This is a genomic window from Kineosporia sp. R_H_3, assembly GCF_002198675.1.
Taxonomy (GTDB): Bacteria; Actinomycetota; Actinomycetes; order Actinomycetales; family Kineosporiaceae; genus R-H-3.
In genome coordinates this window covers 1-15675 of record NZ_MWLL01000111.1, presented here as the reverse complement: position 1 = coordinate 15675, position 15675 = coordinate 1, and the positions used below count along the sequence as shown (strand labels likewise).

Here is a 15675-nt window from a genome sequence, read left to right as displayed (position 1 = left end):
AACCGCCCACCCCCTGAGGGACGACGCCGTCCCCGTCCAAGGAGGCCTCCGTGAGCAACCTGCAGGACCTCAAGCACCTCGAAGGGCCGGGCTTCAAGGCCCGCGTCCAGAAGGCCGGTGCGTTCCTCGCCGGCATGATCATGCCCAACATCGGCGCCTTCATCGCGTGGGGCCTCATCACGGCCCTGTTCATCCCCGTCGGCTGGGTGCCGAACGAGGACCTGGCCAAGATGGTCGGGCCGATGATCACCTACCTGCTGCCGATCCTCATCGCCTACACCGGCGGCCGGGCGATCCACGGCCAGCGCGGCGCGGTCATCGGCGCCGCGGCCACGATGGGCGTCATCGTCGGGACCGACATCCCGATGTTCCTCGGCGCGATGTTCATGGGCCCGCTCGCGGCCTGGGTGCTCAAGAAGATCGACGGCTTCACGCAGGAGCGGACGCCGGTCGGCTTCGAGATGCTCGTGGAGAACTTCAGCCTCGGCATCAGCGCGACGATCCTCGCCATCGGCGGCTTCTTCGGCATCGGCCCGGTCGTCGAGGCGATCACGAAGGCGCTCGGCAACGGGGTCGACGTCCTCGTGTCGAACAACCTGCTGCCGCTGGCGTCGATCTTCGTCGAGCCGGCGAAGGTGCTCTTCCTCAACAACGCCATCAACCACGGCGTGCTCGGCCCGCTCGGGGTCAACGAGGCCGCCGAGTCCGGCAAGTCGATCCTCTTCATGGTCGAGACGAACCCCGGCCCGGGCCTGGGGATCCTCATCGCGTACTGGCTCTTCGGCCCGCGCCTCATGCGCGCCACGGCCCCCGGCGCGATGATCATCCACTTCCTCGGCGGGATCCACGAGATCTACTTCCCGTACATCCTCATGAAGCCGCGCCTCATCATCGCGGCGATCGGCGGCGGTGCGGCCGGTCTGCTCACGGCGACGATCTTCAACGCCGGCCTCGTGGCCACCCCGGCACCGGGCAGCATCTTCGCCTACCTCGCGGTCACGCCGAAGGGCAACTACTTCGGGGTCCTCGCGGACATCGTCGTGGCGACCGGCGTGTCGTTCGTCCTCGCGGCGTTCCTCCTCGGCTTCGGCCGCGGCGAGAAGGCCACCGAGCCCGAGACCGCCGACGCGGTCGACCAGTCCGTGGAGGTGTGACCTCTTGAGCAGCAACGCCATCGACGGCAAGTCCATCACGAGCGTCGTCGTCGCCTGCGACGCCGGCATGGGCAGCAGCGTCATGCTGACGTCCCAGCTGAAGAAGCGCCTGGGCAAGTACGGGGTCACGGTCTCGCACTCGCCCGTCGCGCAGATCCCGCAGGACGCCCAGGTCGTCGTCTGCCACTCCGGGCTCGCCGCGCGGGCGAAGGCGACCGCACCGGCCGCCGTCGTCGTCCCGTTCCAGGTGTTCATGGGCGACCCGGCCTTCGACCGGGTCGAGGCGGCCATCCGGGACGGTGGCAGCCTTGCCGGCTGACCTGCCGGACGTGCTCGCACCGGATGCCATCCGGCTGGCGCAGCGCGCCGTCGACAAGACGGACGCGCTGCGCCGGTCGGGGGGCCTCCTCGTCGAGATCGGCGCCGTCGAGCCGGGCTACGCGGACGCGATGCTCGAGCGCGAGGAGATGGTGACGACCTACGTCGGGGAAGGGTTCGCGATCCCGCACGGCACCAACGAGGCGCGTGCGCTCGTGCGGCGCACCGCGCTCGGCTTCATCCAGTTCCCCGACGGCGTGGACTGGGGCGACGGCGTCGTCCACGTCTGCATGCCGATCGCCGCATCGGGCGAGGAGCACATGGCGCTCCTGTCCGCCCTCGCCGAGACGCTGCTCGACCCCGAGCAGGCGGCCCGGCTGCGCGGGGCCACGAGCGCGGACGACGTGCTCGCCATCCTCGCGCCCGACAGCACGCCCCACGAGGAGGCATCACCATGAAGGTCGCCCGCTTCTACGCTCCCGGCGACGTCCGGCTCGAGGACGTCGCGGAGCCCGTCGCCGGGCCGCGCGAGGTGAGGATCCGGGTCCGCAACTGCTCCACGTGCGGCACCGACGTCAAGATCCTCAACAACGGCCACCCCAACCTGTCGCCGCCGCGCGTCATGGGCCACGAGATCTCCGGCGAGGTCGTCGAGGTGGGGGCCGAGGTCGCGGCGGCCGGGTACGGCGACTGGGCCGCGGGCGACCGCGTCCAGGTCATCGCGGCGGTGCCCTGCGGGGACTGCCGGCAGTGCCGCAAGGGCCGGATGGCGGTCTGCGAGAACCAGACCAGCGTCGGGTACCAGTACGAGGGCGGCTTCGCCGAGTACCTCGTCGTGCCGGAGCAGGTGCTCAAGGTCGACGGCCTCAACCGGCTGCCCGAGGGCCTCGGCTTCGCGGAGGCGTCCGTCGCCGAGCCGCTCGCGTGCGTGCTCAACGGGCAGCGGCTCGCCGGGGTCGGGCCCGGGGACGTCGTCGTCATCGTCGGGGCCGGGCCGATCGGCTGCCTGCACGTGAGGCTGGCCCGGGCCCGCGGTGCGGCGCGTGTCGTCCTCGCCGACATGCAGCCGGACCGGCTGCGGATGGCGGCCGACCTCGTCAAGCCGGACGACACGATCGACGTGTCCTCCGTCGACCTCGTCGAGGAGGTCCTGCGCCTCACCGACGGCGCCGGCGCGGACGTCGTCATCACGGCCGCGGCGTCGGGCGCGGCCCAGGAGCAGGCGCTGCGCGCGGTCGCGCGCGGCGGCCGGGTCTCGTTCTTCGGCGGCCTGCCCAAGGACAAGCCCGTCATCGCCGTCGACTCCAACCTCGTGCACTACCGGGAGCTGACGATCGTCGGCGCCAACGGGTCGAGCCCTGCCGACAACGCCGAGGCGCTGCGCCTCATCGCCACCGGCGAGGTCCCCGTCTCCGACCTCATCACGCACACCCTGCCGCTCGACCGGGTCCTCGACGCCTTCGGCATCGTCGCTCGCGGCGAGGCCATCAAGGTCACGATCGAGCCCTGACATCGAGTTCTGAGAGGACCGTCATGAGCGACACGACAGCGACCACCGTCTCCCGCGAGGTGCGGGTCGGCGCCGCGACCGGTCTGCACGCGCGGCCGGCCGCCCTCCTCGTCAAGGCCGCGGGCGGCCTGCCCGTCAAGGTCACCCTCGCCCGCCCGGACGGCAAGCAGGTCGACTGCCGCAGCATGCTCGCCGTGCTCGCCCTCGGCGTCGGGCACGGCGAGACCGTCGTGCTCTCGGCGGAGGGCGAGGGCGCCGCCGCGGCGGTCGACGCGCTCGCCGAGCTCGTCGCGCGCGACCACGACGAACCGACGGCATGACCGCGCCGACGACCCTGACGGGGGTCGGGGTCTGCGCCGGGGTCGTCGTCGGCCCGGTCCGGTGGATGCCGGGGGCGGTCCCCGAACCCGTTGCAGGGCAGCCCCTCGCGATGGACGAGCGGGAGCCGGAGTGCCTGCGGCTCGTGGCCGCGACGACCGCCGTCCAGACCGCGCTCGACGCCCGCGCCGAGGCGGCGTCCGGCACCGCGCGCGCCGTGCTCGAGGCGACGGCGCTCATGGCGGCCGACCCCTCCCTGCAGGACGCCGCGACCGGGCACGTCCGCGAGCGCGGGCTCAGTGCCGAGCGTGCCGTCTGGGAGGCTGCCGGGGAGGTCGCCGCGATGATCGAGGCGCTCGGCGGCTACCTCGCCGAGCGCGCCCGGGACGTGCTCGACGTGCGCGACCGGATCGTCGCCGAGCTCACCGGCCGGCCGGCGCCGGGCGTGCCGGAACCCGTTGCGGGGCAACCGTTCGTGCTCCTGGCGCACGACCTCGCACCGGCGGACACGGCGACCCTGTCACCGGAGTCGGTGCTCGCGCTCGTCACCGTCTCCGGCGGCCCGACCTCGCACACGGCGATCATCGCCCGCTCGCTCGGCCTGCCGGCGGTCGTCGCGGTCGCCGATGCCGAGCGGCTCGCGACCGCAGGGGAGCTCACGGACGGCACGCTCGTCCTCGTCGACGGGGCCGCGGGCACCCTGCTCCTGGCCCCGGACGACGAGGCGCAGGCCCGTGCCCGGCGGCTCGCCTCCGGGCGCCGGCGCACCCTCGACGGTCCCGGGCGCACGGCCGACGGGCTGCGGGTCTCGTTGCTCGCCAACGTCGCGGACGGTGCGAGCGCACGGGCCGCTGCGGCCGCGGGGGCCGAGGGCATCGGCCTGTTCCGCACCGAGCTCGCCTTCCTCGACCGGACGGACCCGCCGTCGGTCGAGGAGCAGGCGGCGCTCTACGCCGACGTCTTCGCCGCGTTCGCGGGCCGCCGCGTCGTCGTGCGCACGCTCGACGCCGGCTCGGACAAGCCGCTGCCGTTCCTCGACATGGGGGAGGAGCCCAACCCCGCGCTCGGCGTCCGCGGCCTACGGACCGCGCTGCGCGCCCCGCAGGTGCTCGAGGACCAGCTCGCCGCCGTCGCCCGTGCCCTCGCCGGGCAGGACGCCGGGCAGGAGGGCGGACCCGCCGACGTGTGGGTGATGGCACCGATGGTGTCGACGGCCGACGCCGCGGACGGCTTCGTCGCGCGCTGCGCCGCGCACGGGATCACGAAGGCCGGCGTCATGGTCGAGGTGCCGTCCGCGGCGCTGTGCTCGGCGCAGGTGCTGGCGAACGTGACGTTCGCGAGCATCGGCACGAACGACCTCACCCAGTACGCCCTCGCCGCGGACCGACTCGTCGGCGACCTCGCGACCCTCAACGACCCGTGGCAGCCCGGCCTGCTGCACCTCGTCGCCGCGACGTGCCGCGGTGCGGCCGGTCTCGGGCCGGACGGCGCGGGCATCCCGGTCGGCGTCTGCGGCGAGGCCGCCGCCGACCCGGCGCTCGCCTGCGTGCTCGTCGGTCTCGGCGTCCGGAGCCTGTCGATGAGCGCCCCCGCGCTGCCCGACGTCGGTGCCGCGCTCGCCGGTGCGACGTCCGACCTCTGCCGCGAGGCCGCGGCCGCCGTCCTCACGGTGCGGACGGCGACGGAAGCCCGCGCGGCCGCCCGCGCCCTCCTCACCCACCTGCCCGCTCTGGGCCTGTGACCCCCGCCCGACAACCGCTCATGCTCGCGTCACGTACCGCAAACCGTTTCCCGAGAGCGCGTTTGCGGTACGTGCCGGGAGCATGAGCGGTCGGGCGGGGAGGAACGGGGGGCGTGCCGCCTACGCGTCGACGGTCTCCTCGACCGCGACGCGGTCGCGGCCCGGCGGGACGAAGCGGTAGCCGACGTTGCGGACGGTGCCGATGAGCGCCTCGTGCTCGGGGCCGAGCTTGGCGCGCAGCCGCCGGACGTGGACGTCGACGGTGCGGGTGCCGCCGAAGTAGTCGTAGCCCCAGACCTCCTGGAGCAGCTGGGCGCGGGTGAAGACCCGGCCCGGGTGCTGCGCGAGGAACTTGAGGAGCTCGAACTCCTTGTAGGTGAGGTCGAGCAGCCGGCCGCGGACCTTGGCGCTGTAGGTGACCTCGTCGACGACGACGTCGCCGGCGCGGATCTCGGACGTCTCCGGCTCGCGGGCGGCCTCGGCGATGCGGCTGCGGCCGGCGGCCAGCCGGAGCCGGGCCTCGACCTCGGCCGGGCCGGCGGAGTCGAGCAGGACGTCGTCCGCGCCCCAGTCCGCCGCGACGGCGGCCATACCGCCCTCGGTGAGGACGAGCAGGAGCGGTGCCGACAGGCCGGTCGTGCGCAGCAGGCGGCACAGCGAGCGGGCGCCGCCGAGGTCGCGACGGCCGTCGACGATGACCGCGTCCGCGGGCGGGGCGTCGACGAGCACGGCCGCCTCGGCGGGCAGCACGCGGACCTGGTGGGGCAGCAGGCCGAGGGCGGGAAGCACCTCGGCCGAAGGAGCGAGTGCGTTGGTCAGGAGCAGCAGCTGGGCCATGACGGCCTCCTCCGCAAGGTCACCCGATCCGGGGCGAACGCCGGGGCGTGCGCACCGACCGGCTCCACCGGCCAGCACACCGCTCCTTTGCGGGACGCTGAAAGCACGAGGATAGCGTTCACACCCCGTATTTGTGCATGCCCGAGCAAGCACTTCGTGACGTGCGCGACACCGCGGCGACACCTGACGCGCTGTGAGAACGGTCGTCAGCGCGTCATAGCGGGTGTTTGGGAACACTTCTGTCATGTGCTGCGAACGTGCGCGACACCGACCAGGACGGGCCCCGCGCGCGGGGGCGCGACGGGCCGGATGATGGTCCCCGTGCCCGCAGCCCGCGCCAGCGCCCGGTCCCTGGTCGCCGCCCTCGGCCGCCGCAGCATCGGCCGCCGCGCCGCGCGCACCGGCCCGGACGACGTCCTCGTCACCGCGGACGGCGAGCGGCTCAGCGCGCGGCACGACCCGCCGTCGGCCGGCGCCGACCCGGCGCTCGCGTTCGTCGTCGCGCACGGCTTCACGGGGTCGTGGCGCCGCCCCGACGTCGCGGCGGTCGTCGCGCTGCTGCAGGACAGCGGCGGCGTCGTCTCCTTCGACTTCCGTGGGCACGGCGCGTCGACCGGGCGCTGCACCGTCGGCGACCTCGAGGTGCTCGACCTCGCCACCGCGGTCGCGCACGCCCGCGCGCTCGGCTACCGGCAGGTCGTCACCGTGGGCTGGTCGATGGGCGCCGCGGTCGCCGTGCTCCACGCGGCGGGGACGCTGCGGACGGCCTGGTCCGCCGCGGCCGGGCTCGACGGCGGGCCGGGCGCGCTCGACGCCCTCGACGACCGGGTCGACGCCGTCGTCGCGGTGAGCGGGCCGGGCCGCTGGCACTTCCGCGGGAGCGCGCCGATGCGCCGCGCGCACGTCGGCTTCGAGACCGGGTTCGGCCGGGCCGTCGTCGAGGCCGCCTTCGGGGCCCGGCTGGACGGCGGCGGCTGGGACCCGGGCCCCGAGCCGCCGGACGCCGTCGCCGGCCGGATCGCCCCGACCCCGCTCCTCGTCGTCCACGGGGACGCCGACGGGTGGTTCGGGACCGACCACGCCCGCTGGGTGGCCCGGGCCGCCGGGCCGACGGCGACCCTGTGGGTCGAGCCGGGGTTCGGCCACGCCGAGGCGTCCGCCCGCCCGGACCTCGTGCGCCGGATCGCCGCGTGGGCGCGGACCGCCGCGCACGAGGGCACCGGGGCCGGCCCCGGCTCTGCCAGGATGCCCGCGTGACCGCCGTCCTCGCCGCGCTGGCCTCCGTCGCGCTCGCCGGGCTCGTCGGGCTGGCCGGCGTCGTGAACCCCCCGCTCCTCGCGGCGGCCGTCGGGCTCGTCGTCCTCGTCGTCGCCCTCGGGTCCGGCGTCCTGCTCGGGCTGCCGCACCCGAACGGCAGCGCCCTGCTCGTGCTCCTCACCGGCTGGGCGGGCGTCGCGGTGACGACCTTCCTGCCGGACGTCGAGCCGCTCGGCCTGCTCGCGGCCTTCCTCGCGCTGTCGCTGCTCCTCGCGTTCGCCCACGAGCTGCTGCGCCGGGACGGCCGCGTGGACCTCGTCGAGTCCGTCACCGGCACCGTCGCCGCGCAGGTGTGCGTGCTCCTCGCCGCCGGCTGGGTGCTGCTGCCGGGGACGGCGCTGGGCCGGGCCGCCGTCTTCGTCGCCGCCGTCTCGGTCGGCGTCGCCCGGGCCGCCACGGCGCTGCCGCTGCGCGGCTGGCCCGGGGCGTGGGTCCCGTTCGTCGCCGGCATCGCCGGTGCGGTCGTCGCCGCCCAGTTCACCGACCCCGTGCGGCTCGTCCCGGCGCTGGCCACCGGCGTCGTCGTCTCCGCGGCCGCGGCCGGGCTCGACCGGCTGCTCCGGCAGACGCCCGGCGCCCGGACCCCGCTCGGGCTGCTCGCCGCCGCAGCGGCCCCGGTCTCGGCCGTCGGCACCGTCGCCTACGCGGTGAGCCGGCTCGTCACGGGCTGAGCCGCCGGCCACCTCTGGTGGGTCGTCCACCCCAAAGCTCCGTTGTGGGGTGCGGCGGACACCAGAGGACGGGTCGTGACGAATGGTGGGCGTCGCGTCTCAGGATGTGGATGGCGGGATGACGCGCGCATTGTTGACTGTTCTCATCAGGTATGAGCTCGCCGACCCTCCGTCTCGCCGCCCTGCTCGCGGCGCTCGTCCTCGCCTGCGCCGTCGGGCTGTGGGTGCAGCGGCGCAACGGCCGCAGCCGGGCCGTCGTCGCCGGTGACGTCCTCGCCGCGGCCGACCTCGGGGCCCCGCTCGGTGAGCGCGCGACGTTCCTCCAGTTCTCCTCCGAGGTCTGCGCGCCGTGCCGCGCGACCCGACGGGTGCTCGACGCGCTCGTGCCGGGCCTGGACGGCGTCGCGCACGTGGAGGTGGACGCCGCCGAGCGTCTCGACCTGGCCCGCCGGCTGTCCGTCGTCCGGACCCCGACCGTGCTCGTGCTCGACCCGGCCGGGCGCGTCGTCACCCGGACCTCCGGCGCCATGACGCCCGCGCAGGCCCGGGCCGCCGTGGCGCCCCTGCTCGCCGACGCCCTGGGAGCCTCCCGATGACCACCCCCGCCACGCCGTCCGGCATCGACCCGCGCGGCCCGCGCTTCGGCGCGCTCGTGACGGCCGTCGTCCTCGCGGTGACGGTGCTCACCGGGAGCGTCTGGCTCCTCGCCGCCCAGACGGCCGTCTTCGCCGTCGGGGCGTTCGCCGGGATCGGTGCCTCGCCCTACGGATGGCTCTTCCGTGCCCTCGTCCGGCCCCGGCTCGCACCGCCCGCCGAGCTCGAGGACCCCCGCCCGCCGACCTTCTCCCAGCTCGTCGGGCTCGTCGTGACCGGTGCCGGCCTCGTGCTCGCGCTGCTCGGCGTCGGGGGAGCCGTCGTCGTCGCGGCCGCCGTCGCGTTCGTCGCGGCCTTCCTCAACGCGGCGTTCGGGCTCTGCCTCGGCTGCGAGCTCTACCTGCTCCTCGCCCGGCTGAGGGCACCCCGCGCCGCCGCCCAGTAGGCTCGCCGCGTGCCCATCCAGATCGACCCGGACCTGCCCGCCCCGCTCGTCCCGCTCGCCTGGCTCGTCGGCACCTGGGCCGGCGCCGGTGTCGTCGGCTACCCGACGATGCCCGAGGACCTGCGCTTCGGTCAGGAGGTCGAGTTCCGGCACGACGGCCGCCCGTTCCTGCACTACCGCTCGCAGGCCTGGCTGCTCGACGAGAACGGCGAGCAGGTCCGGCCGCTGTCGACCGAGACCGGGTTCTGGCGCCCCGGTGCGGCGGTCACCCAGGACGGCGAGGCCGGCATCGAGCTCGAGGTGCTGCTCGCGCACCCGACCGGGTTCGTCGAGATCTACGTCGGTACCGCGGTCGGCCCCCGGATCACCCTCGAGACGGACCTCGTCGCCCGGACGCAGACCGCCAAGGAGTACAACGCGGCCACCCGGCTCTACGGGCTTGTCGAGGGCGACCTGCTCTGGGCGATGGACATGGCCGCGGTCGGGGTGCCGCTGAAGTCCCACGCCTCGGCGCGGCTCAAGCGGCTCTGACGCCCCGCCTATGCTGACGTGATGGTCACGCAGCGCGGGTCGGACGTCCTCGGGGACGCCCTGCGCTCGCGCGGGCTACGGATGACCCCGCAGCGCAGGCTCGTCCTCGACGCCGTCCAGGCCCTCGGTCACGGGACGCCCGAGCAGGTCGCGGAGCGGGTGCAGGAGGTCGTCCCGAGCCTGTCGCTGTCGACCGTCTACCGCACCCTGGACCTGCTCGAGGAGATGGGCGTCGTCTCGCACACCCACCTCGGCCACCGGGCGCCGACGTACCACGCGGTCGGCCACGCCGACCACATCCACCTCGTCTGCCGCCGCTGCGGCGGGGTCGAGGAGGCCGACGTCGACGGGGCCCGCGCGCTCGCGGACGAGGTCCGCACCCGCTACGGGTTCAGCACCGACGTCACGCACCTGTCGCTCGACGGCCTGTGCGCGCACTGCCTCGCCGCCGGCGGGAAGCACGGCGCTCCCGCCGACGCTGAGGACTGACATGACCGCCGACACGAGCGCCGACCAGAGCGCGGGCACGACCGCCGTACCGACCGCCGGACCGACCCCCGGACCCGCGAGCCCGCTGCTCGCCCGGCCCGGCGCCGTCCCGGCGGAGGGGTCCGACACCGGCGTCGCGTGGCACTACGGCGACCCCAACCGCGAGCAGCGCCTGCTCGCGACCGGTGCCGCGGTGACCGACCTGTCGCACCGCGGCGTCGTCACGGTCACCGGCCCGGACCGGCTCTCGTGGCTGCACTCCCTGACGACGCAGGCCCTCACCGGCCTGCCCGCGGGGGAGTCCGTCGAGTCACTCGTCCTCTCCCCGCACGGCCACGTCGAGCACGCCCTCCACGTCGTCGACGACGGCAGCACCGTCTGGGTCACGGTCGAGCCGGGGACGGCGCCGGCGCTCGTCGACTGGCTGCGCCGGATGCAGTTCATGCTCCGCGTCGAGGTCGCCGACGTCACGGCCGCCTGGGCCGTCCTCGGCGTCGTCGTCGCCCCGGGCGCCGCGCTGCCGGCCGGGCTGCGGGTGCCGGACGACGCACCGCCCGCCTGGCAGGACCCCTGGCCCCGGCTCGGGGCGACGTCCGCGTCGTACTCGGCCGTGCCGGACGACGAGCACCCCGGTCTCGAGCGGCCCTGGCGGGAGGTCCTCGTGCCGCGGGCCGCCCTCGACGAGGTCGTCGGGGACACCCCGCTCGCCGGCTCGTGGGCGAGCGAGGCGCTGCGGGTCGCCGCGTGGCGCCCGCGCCTGGGCCACGAGAGCGACCACCGGACGATCCCCCACGAGGACGACTGGCTGCGCACCGCCGTCCACCTCCAGAAGGGCTGCTACCGCGGCCAGGAGACCGTCGCGCGGGTGCACAACCTCGGCCGGCCGCCGCGCCGGCTCGTCCTGCTCCACCTCGACGGCTCCGAGCACGCCCTGCCGGCCGCCGGGGCGCCCGTCGTCCACGGCGGGCGCCAGGTCGGGTTCGTCACGACGTCCGCCCGTCACCACGAGCTCGGGCCGGTGGCGCTCGCGCTCGTCAAGCGCTCGCTGGCCGTCGACGCGACGCTCGCGGTCTCGCTCGCCGGGGCCGACGGCGCGCCGGCCGACGCGGGCGACGGCACCGACACCGACCCCGGGAGCCTCGCGGCGTCCCAGGAGGTCGTCGTCCGGCCCTGACGGGAAGCAAGATTTCCCGCCTGGCGACCGGGCGGGCGCAGGATCTTCCGTGTGCGGACAGTTCGATGGCACGATGTCCGTCGTGACGAAGACGCTCATCACCGTGGCCCCGACCGGCGCGGAGCTCTCGAAGACAGAGTTCCCCCAGCTCCCGACGACGCTCGACGAGCTCGTCGCGGAGGCGAAGGCGGCGCAGGCCGCCGGGGCGGCGCTCATCCACGTGCACATCCGGGACGACGACGCGCGCCCGACGCTCGACCTCGGCCGGCTGCGGGCGACCGTGGCGGCCCTGCGCGAGAGCACGACCCTCGTCGTCCAGCTGTCGACCGGCGGCAGCGTCAAGGACCCGCTCGAGGCGCGGCTCGCCGTCCTCGACGCGGCCCCCGACTCGTGCTCGCTCACGTGCGGCACGGTGAACTTCGGCGACGACGTCTTCCTCAACCCGTGGCCGTTCATGGTGGACCTCTTCGAGAAGGCCCGGGACCTGCAGGTCGTCCCCGAGTTCGAGCTCTTCGACCTCGGCCAGGTGCACGCGCTGCGCCGGCTCCTCGACACGTGCGGGCTGCCCTTCGGCGGCCGGGTGCACTGCGACTTCGTCATGGGCGTCCCCGGCGGCATGCCCGGCACCGTCGAGGCGCTCGTCGCGGCGGTCCAGGCGCTGCCGGCCGAGGTGACCTCGTGGTCGGCGACCGGCATCGGTCGCGCGCACCTGCCGGTCGCCGCCGCGGCCCTCGCGCTCGGCGGCCACCTGCGCGTCGGCATGGAGGACAACCTCGTCTACGCCCGGGGCCGCGTCGTGCAGTCGAACGCCGAGCTCGTCGAGCGCGCGAGCCGGCTCGCCACCGAGATGCAGCGGCCGCCGATGTCGACCGCCGAGGCCCGCGAGCTGCTCGCCGTCCGCGCCGCCTGAGCGCCCGCCGCACCTCAAGCCGGCCGCCCGGGGCGCCGACAATCCGGCATCGGCCCGAGCAGCGGGCCCGGGAGCGGGAGCGTGTGATGCCAGTGGCGGCAGGCGCCGACCTCGTGGACGTCCTCACGGGGCTGGAGCGCCGCCTCGGCGGGCACGGCGCCGCGCTCGCGACGATCTGCACCCGGGTCGCGCTGCGCACCGGGGTGGACCTGCGCAGCCCCCGGCCGGAGCAGGTCGCCGACGCCGCGGTCGTCCGCTCGGTGCTCGCCGCGCTGTCCGACCTGGGCTTCCCGCTCTGACCCGCGTCCGGATCGGCCCGCCCGGCGGGCCGCGACAGGAGTGACATGAGCATCGCGACGCACCGCGACCTCGCTGCGGCGAGCGCCCGCGCGACCGGCCCCGCGCCGGACGCCGTCCGCGCCCTCGTGGCGCAGCTGCACGCCGGTCTCGGCGGCAGGACGGCGGGAGCCGTCCTGTGGTTCGCGTCGAGCGCCTACGACCCCGCCGACCTCGCCGGGCCGCTCGCCGACGCCTTCCCGGGGGCGAGCGTCCTCGGCTGCTCGACGGCGGGGGAGTTCAGCGACGACGGCTCGGGCACCGGTGGCCTCACCGCGGTCGCGCTCCCCGAGGGGATGGTCGTGCGCTCGGCGGCCGCCCTCGGCGAGCTGTCGGACGACGTCGCGGCCGGCACCGACGCGGCCGTGGCGGCCGTCGAGGCCCGGCTCGGGGAGCCGCTGCGCGGCCTCGACCCGGCACGTCACCTCGCGCTCGTCCTCATCGACGGCCTGCACGCCAGCGAGGAGCTCGTCAACGAGCGCATCGGCAACGCGGCCCCGCTGCTCGACGTCGTCGGCGGCTCGGCGGGCGACGACCTGCGGTTCGAGAGCACCTGGGTCGCCGTCGGCCGCTCGGTCAGCCGGCACGGGGTCGCGCTGCTCGTCCTCGAGGCGGGCGTGCCGTTCCGGGTCGTCAAGTCCTGCGCGTTCTCCTCGGTCGGGCACCGGCTCACGGTGACCCGCACGGACGCCTCCTCCCGCACGGTGCTCGAGTTCGACCACCTGTCCGCCGTCGAGGCCTACGCGGACGCCGTCGGCATCGAGACCGAGTGCGTCGACGCGACCGCGTTCATGCGCCACCCGCTCGGTCTGATGATCGACGGCGAGCCGTGGCTGCGCAGCCCCCGTGCGGTCGTCGACCACGGCGGGATCGCTTTCTACGCAGCGGTTCCGGTCGGCACGGCCGTCGAGGTCGTCGACGCGGGCGACCTCGTCACGGCGACCCGGGAGGCCGTGCGCGACGCCGTCGCCGCGGTCGGCGGCCGGGCCGGTGGTGCGGTGATGTTCAACTGCATCCTGCGCCGGCTCCAGATGGACGCCGAGAACACCGCCCCGGCCTTCGTCGAGGCGTTCGACGGGATCCCCGTCGCCGGGTTCCACACGTACGGCGAGACCTGGCTCGGGCACGTCAACCAGACCCTCACGGGCGTCGTCTTCGGCTGAAGGTCCCGGTCCGGACGGGCCGCGACCGCTCCCGCCCGGCGCGGAGCCGCCCGTGTGACAGGCCCCACCCCCCGACGGTTTGCATCTGCTAGCAGGAGCAAGCACTATGAGAACTGTGGCAAGCATTCATGACCGCGTGACCGACGTCGGCGCCTACCTGCGCGAGCAGCGTGAGAGCGCCCGGCTGTCGGTCCGCCAGCTCGCCTCCCTGGCCGGGGTCAGCAACCCCTACCTCAGCCAGGTCGAGCGCGGCCTGCGCAACCCCTCCGCCGAGGTGCTGCAGCAGATCGCCAAGGGGCTGCGGATCTCCGCCGAGGCGCTGTACGTCCGTGCGGGCATCCTCGACGAGGAGCTGCGGATCGGCGTCGACCGGGCCGTCCACTCCGACCCCGAGCTCAGCGACCGGCAGAAGCGCGTCCTCCTCGACATCTACGCCTCGTTCCGTGCGGAGAACGCACGGGCCGCGGCGGAGGACGTCGCGGCGTCCGTGCCCCGCCGCCGCCCGAGCACCCGGACGACGTCGTCCGTCCCGACCACCGCCTCCAAGCGCGCAGCGCGCAAGGCAGCGGCGGCCGCGTCCGACGAGCGGCCCGTGCGGCCGCGCCGCCGGGCCAAGGCCGTCGCGACGACGTCCGCTCCCGCGGACGCCGTCCCGGGCACCGACGCGGGCGCCGCAGCTCCCGACGTCACGACCGGCGGCCGTACCGCCAAGCGCACCACCAAGCGCAGCGCGAGCAAGCGCGCCAGCAAGCGCACGAGCACGCGCTCCGCCGCACCGGCCCCCGAGGCCGCACCGACCGACATCCCGACCGACACCCCGTAGCACCACCCCACGCGTGCGAGACCCGCACGCACCCGAGGAGGAAGCCGTCATGGCACGCACGACCCAGCTCCCGAAGTCCGTCACCGAGGCCACCCCCGTGCTCGCCGTCGTCGGCGCCGCCGACGTCACCGTCGAGCGTGTCCGGGCCGCCGCCAAGAACGCCACCGCGCTGCAGGGCGACCTCGAGGCGCGTCTGACCAAGGTCCAGGCCGACGCCGAGGCGCGGCTCGCCAAGGTCCAGGCCGACGCCGAGGCCCGTTTCGCCAAGGTCCAGAGCGCCGTCGAGGCGCGTCGCGCCAAGGTCCAGAGCAGCGTCGAGGCGTTCGACGCCAAGGCGTTCGCCGACCAGGCCCAGCAGGCCCCCGCGCTCGCGGTCTCCCGCGCGCTCGAGCTCGCCGGCAAGGTCGAGAAGGGCTACGAGGACCTCGCCGAGCGCGGCAAGAAGCTCGTCGACCGGCTCTCGTCGCAGAAGGCGACGCAGGACCTCATCTCCCAGGGCAAGGTCACGCTGAGCCGCACCAAGGCCGCCGTCACCACCGCCCGCAAGGCCGTCGACACGACGACCGCCGCCGCGATCGCCGCGGTCGGCATCGGCGTCCAGGAGGCGGCCGAGGCCGTCGCCGAGGCCGAGAAGGTCGTCGAGGGCCACGTCGTCGCGACCGAGGAGGCCGCGAAGACCGCCACGGCCACCGCGCGCAAGCGCACCGTGCGCACCCGCAGCGCCGTCAAGGGTGCTGCGACGAGCGCCCGCAAGACGGCGACCGCCGCGAAGAAGGCCGCGAAGACCGGCGCGGACAAGGTCGGCAACTGACCTGACCGCTCCGAGCGGCTCTGAAGAGCACTGATCGGCAGCACGGCGCCCGGTGGCCTCGGCCACCGGGCGCCGCGTCGTTGCCGTCCCTCGGGCGGCAGGGTGCCCTGCTCGCATACCCTGGTCGCATGACCTCGATCGTCGGCAACCTGCAGCTGCTCATCGTCGTCGTGCTGAGCGTCGTGGCCTTCGGCCTCGAGGTCTACGCCCTCGTCGACGCCGTGCGGCACCGTCCCGAGTCGTTCGTCGCCGCCGAGAAGCGGACGAAGGGCTTCTGGGTCGCGATCCTCGCGGTCGCCACGGCCTTCGGCTTCATCGCGCTGCCGTCGCCGATCGGCGCCGGGATGATCAGCTCGCTGGGCTTCCTCTCGCTCATCGGCGTCGTCGCGGCGGCCGTCTACCTCACCGACGTGCGGCCCGCTGTCCAGCAGATGCGCGGGCGCGGCGGCAACGGCCGCTCGGGCCCGTACGGCCCGTACTGAGGCCGCCGGCCCCCGTGCCCGCCTCCCCGCCGCCGGCGGCCTCAGTACGGG

20 protein-coding genes are annotated in these 15675 nt (G+C 75.2%); 19 read left to right on the top strand and 1 reads right to left on the bottom strand.

Annotated elements, in window-relative coordinates:
• The first annotated feature begins 50 nt into the window (after nt 1-50).
• From mtlA to ECOMGDLI_RS10720, 6 genes are all read left to right on the top strand, one after another.
• Nucleotides 51-1154 (top strand): PTS mannitol transporter subunit IICB, encoded by a 1104-nt coding sequence (mtlA, locus tag ECOMGDLI_RS10745; RefSeq protein ID WP_198954755.1) that lies wholly within the window; start codon nt 51-53, stop codon nt 1152-1154.
• 67 nt (nt 1155-1221) lie between these two features.
• The gene (locus tag ECOMGDLI_RS10740; RefSeq protein ID WP_088281238.1) at nt 1222-1473 is read left to right on the top strand and encodes a PTS lactose transporter subunit IIB; all 252 of its coding nucleotides are present in this window, start codon (nt 1222-1224) and stop codon (nt 1471-1473) included.
• The gene (locus ECOMGDLI_RS10735) at nt 1463-1930 is read left to right on the top strand and encodes a PTS sugar transporter subunit IIA (RefSeq protein ID WP_088316838.1); all 468 of its coding nucleotides are present in this window, start codon (nt 1463-1465) and stop codon (nt 1928-1930) included. The genes ECOMGDLI_RS10740 and ECOMGDLI_RS10735 overlap by 11 nt, the downstream gene beginning before the upstream one ends.
• On the top strand, nt 1927-2982 hold the full coding sequence (locus ECOMGDLI_RS10730; RefSeq protein ID WP_088316833.1) for a zinc-dependent dehydrogenase: 1056 nt from the start codon (nt 1927-1929) through the stop codon (nt 2980-2982). Before ECOMGDLI_RS10735 ends, ECOMGDLI_RS10730 begins: the two co-directional genes overlap by 4 nt.
• A 23-nt stretch (nt 2983-3005) precedes the next feature.
• Nucleotides 3006-3302, top strand: coding sequence for an HPr family phosphocarrier protein (locus tag ECOMGDLI_RS10725; protein ID WP_088316832.1), 297 nt, complete (start codon nt 3006-3008; stop codon nt 3300-3302).
• On the top strand, nt 3299-5041 hold the full coding sequence (locus ECOMGDLI_RS10720) for a phosphoenolpyruvate--protein phosphotransferase (protein ID WP_088316831.1): 1743 nt from the start codon (nt 3299-3301) through the stop codon (nt 5039-5041). Before ECOMGDLI_RS10725 ends, ECOMGDLI_RS10720 begins: the two co-directional genes overlap by 4 nt.
• 120 nt (nt 5042-5161) lie before the next feature.
• Here ECOMGDLI_RS10720 and ECOMGDLI_RS10715 read toward each other — a convergent pair whose 3' ends face one another.
• Nucleotides 5162-5878, bottom strand: coding sequence for a response regulator transcription factor (locus tag ECOMGDLI_RS10715; RefSeq protein ID WP_088281218.1), 717 nt, complete (start codon nt 5876-5878; stop codon nt 5162-5164).
• 321 nt (nt 5879-6199) lie between these two features.
• Here ECOMGDLI_RS10715 and ECOMGDLI_RS10710 point away from each other — a divergent pair, with 321 nt between their 5' ends.
• The 13 genes from ECOMGDLI_RS10710 to ECOMGDLI_RS10650 all read left to right on the top strand — a co-directional run bounded on the left by ECOMGDLI_RS10710 (nt 6200) and on the right by ECOMGDLI_RS10650 (nt 15624).
• The gene (locus ECOMGDLI_RS10710; protein WP_198954753.1) at nt 6200-7135 is read left to right on the top strand and encodes an alpha/beta hydrolase; all 936 of its coding nucleotides are present in this window, start codon (nt 6200-6202) and stop codon (nt 7133-7135) included.
• Entirely contained in the window at nt 7132-7866 is a 735-nt protein-coding gene (locus ECOMGDLI_RS10705) for a hypothetical protein (RefSeq protein WP_143447640.1), read from the top strand. Before ECOMGDLI_RS10710 ends, ECOMGDLI_RS10705 begins: the two co-directional genes overlap by 4 nt.
• A 152-nt stretch (nt 7867-8018) precedes the next feature.
• Complete coding sequence (locus ECOMGDLI_RS10700) at nt 8019-8462, top strand: thioredoxin family protein (RefSeq protein ID WP_088316828.1); 444 nt, start codon at nt 8019-8021, stop codon at nt 8460-8462.
• The gene (locus ECOMGDLI_RS10695) at nt 8459-8905 is read left to right on the top strand and encodes a DUF4395 domain-containing protein (protein ID WP_088316827.1); all 447 of its coding nucleotides are present in this window, start codon (nt 8459-8461) and stop codon (nt 8903-8905) included. Before ECOMGDLI_RS10700 ends, ECOMGDLI_RS10695 begins: the two co-directional genes overlap by 4 nt.
• Before the next feature lie 9 nt (nt 8906-8914).
• Entirely contained in the window at nt 8915-9436 is a 522-nt protein-coding gene (locus ECOMGDLI_RS10690) for an FABP family protein (RefSeq protein ID WP_088316826.1), read from the top strand.
• A gap of 21 nt (nt 9437-9457) precedes the next feature.
• Nucleotides 9458-9925: a Fur family transcriptional regulator gene (locus tag ECOMGDLI_RS10685; RefSeq protein WP_088316825.1), complete on the top strand. Its 468-nt coding sequence runs from the start codon at nt 9458-9460 to the stop codon at nt 9923-9925.
• Between the two features lies 1 nt (nt 9926).
• The gene (locus ECOMGDLI_RS10680; RefSeq protein ID WP_088316824.1) at nt 9927-11099 is read left to right on the top strand and encodes a folate-binding protein YgfZ; all 1173 of its coding nucleotides are present in this window, start codon (nt 9927-9929) and stop codon (nt 11097-11099) included.
• Nucleotides 11100-11172: 73 nt separating this feature from the next.
• Nucleotides 11173-12009: a 3-keto-5-aminohexanoate cleavage protein gene (locus ECOMGDLI_RS10675; protein WP_088316823.1), complete on the top strand. Its 837-nt coding sequence runs from the start codon at nt 11173-11175 to the stop codon at nt 12007-12009.
• An 86-nt stretch (nt 12010-12095) separates the two neighbouring features.
• Nucleotides 12096-12308, top strand: a complete 213-nt coding sequence (locus ECOMGDLI_RS10670; protein WP_143447639.1) for a hypothetical protein — start codon at nt 12096-12098, stop codon at nt 12306-12308.
• Nucleotides 12309-12353: 45 nt separating this feature from the next.
• Nucleotides 12354-13508: an FIST signal transduction protein gene (locus ECOMGDLI_RS10665; protein ID WP_088316821.1), complete on the top strand. Its 1155-nt coding sequence runs from the start codon at nt 12354-12356 to the stop codon at nt 13506-13508.
• Nucleotides 13509-13644: 136 nt separating this feature from the next.
• On the top strand, nt 13645-14331 hold the full coding sequence (locus ECOMGDLI_RS10660; RefSeq protein WP_233153398.1) for a helix-turn-helix domain-containing protein: 687 nt from the start codon (nt 13645-13647) through the stop codon (nt 14329-14331).
• A gap of 49 nt (nt 14332-14380) precedes the next feature.
• Entirely contained in the window at nt 14381-15142 is a 762-nt protein-coding gene (locus tag ECOMGDLI_RS10655; protein WP_088316819.1) for a hypothetical protein, read from the top strand.
• A gap of 128 nt (nt 15143-15270) precedes the next feature.
• Nucleotides 15271-15624 (top strand): DUF2516 family protein, encoded by a 354-nt coding sequence (locus ECOMGDLI_RS10650; protein WP_088316818.1) that lies wholly within the window; start codon nt 15271-15273, stop codon nt 15622-15624.
• Nucleotides 15625-15675: the final 51 nt, after the last annotated feature.

Bases quoted from the DNA above. Each gene is read 5' to 3' on its own strand.
- ECOMGDLI_RS10720 (WP_088316831.1), top strand. From the start codon at position 3,299: ATGACCGCGCCGACGACCCTGACGGGGGTCGGGGTCTGCGCCGGGGTC.
- ECOMGDLI_RS10680 (WP_088316824.1), top strand. From the start codon at position 9,927: ATGACCGCCGACACGAGCGCCGACCAGAGCGCGGGCACGACCGCCGTA.
- ECOMGDLI_RS10730 (WP_088316833.1), top strand. From the start codon at position 1,927: ATGAAGGTCGCCCGCTTCTACGCTCCCGGCGACGTCCGGCTCGAGGAC.
- ECOMGDLI_RS10650 (WP_088316818.1), top strand. From the start codon at position 15,271: ATGACCTCGATCGTCGGCAACCTGCAGCTGCTCATCGTCGTCGTGCTG.
- ECOMGDLI_RS10685 (WP_088316825.1), top strand. From the start codon at position 9,458: ATGGTCACGCAGCGCGGGTCGGACGTCCTCGGGGACGCCCTGCGCTCG.
- ECOMGDLI_RS10700 (WP_088316828.1), top strand. From the start codon at position 8,019: ATGAGCTCGCCGACCCTCCGTCTCGCCGCCCTGCTCGCGGCGCTCGTC.
- ECOMGDLI_RS10725 (WP_088316832.1), top strand. From the start codon at position 3,006: ATGAGCGACACGACAGCGACCACCGTCTCCCGCGAGGTGCGGGTCGGC.
- ECOMGDLI_RS10670 (WP_143447639.1), top strand. From the start codon at position 12,096: ATGCCAGTGGCGGCAGGCGCCGACCTCGTGGACGTCCTCACGGGGCTG.
- ECOMGDLI_RS10665 (WP_088316821.1), top strand. From the start codon at position 12,354: ATGAGCATCGCGACGCACCGCGACCTCGCTGCGGCGAGCGCCCGCGCG.
- ECOMGDLI_RS10675 (WP_088316823.1), top strand. From the start codon at position 11,173: ATGTCCGTCGTGACGAAGACGCTCATCACCGTGGCCCCGACCGGCGCG.
- ECOMGDLI_RS10740 (WP_088281238.1), top strand. From the start codon at position 1,222: ATGGGCAGCAGCGTCATGCTGACGTCCCAGCTGAAGAAGCGCCTGGGC.
- ECOMGDLI_RS10695 (WP_088316827.1), top strand. From the start codon at position 8,459: ATGACCACCCCCGCCACGCCGTCCGGCATCGACCCGCGCGGCCCGCGC.
- ECOMGDLI_RS10655 (WP_088316819.1), top strand. From the start codon at position 14,381: ATGGCACGCACGACCCAGCTCCCGAAGTCCGTCACCGAGGCCACCCCC.
- ECOMGDLI_RS10715 (WP_088281218.1), bottom strand. From the start codon at position 5,878: ATGGCCCAGCTGCTGCTCCTGACCAACGCACTCGCTCCTTCGGCCGAG.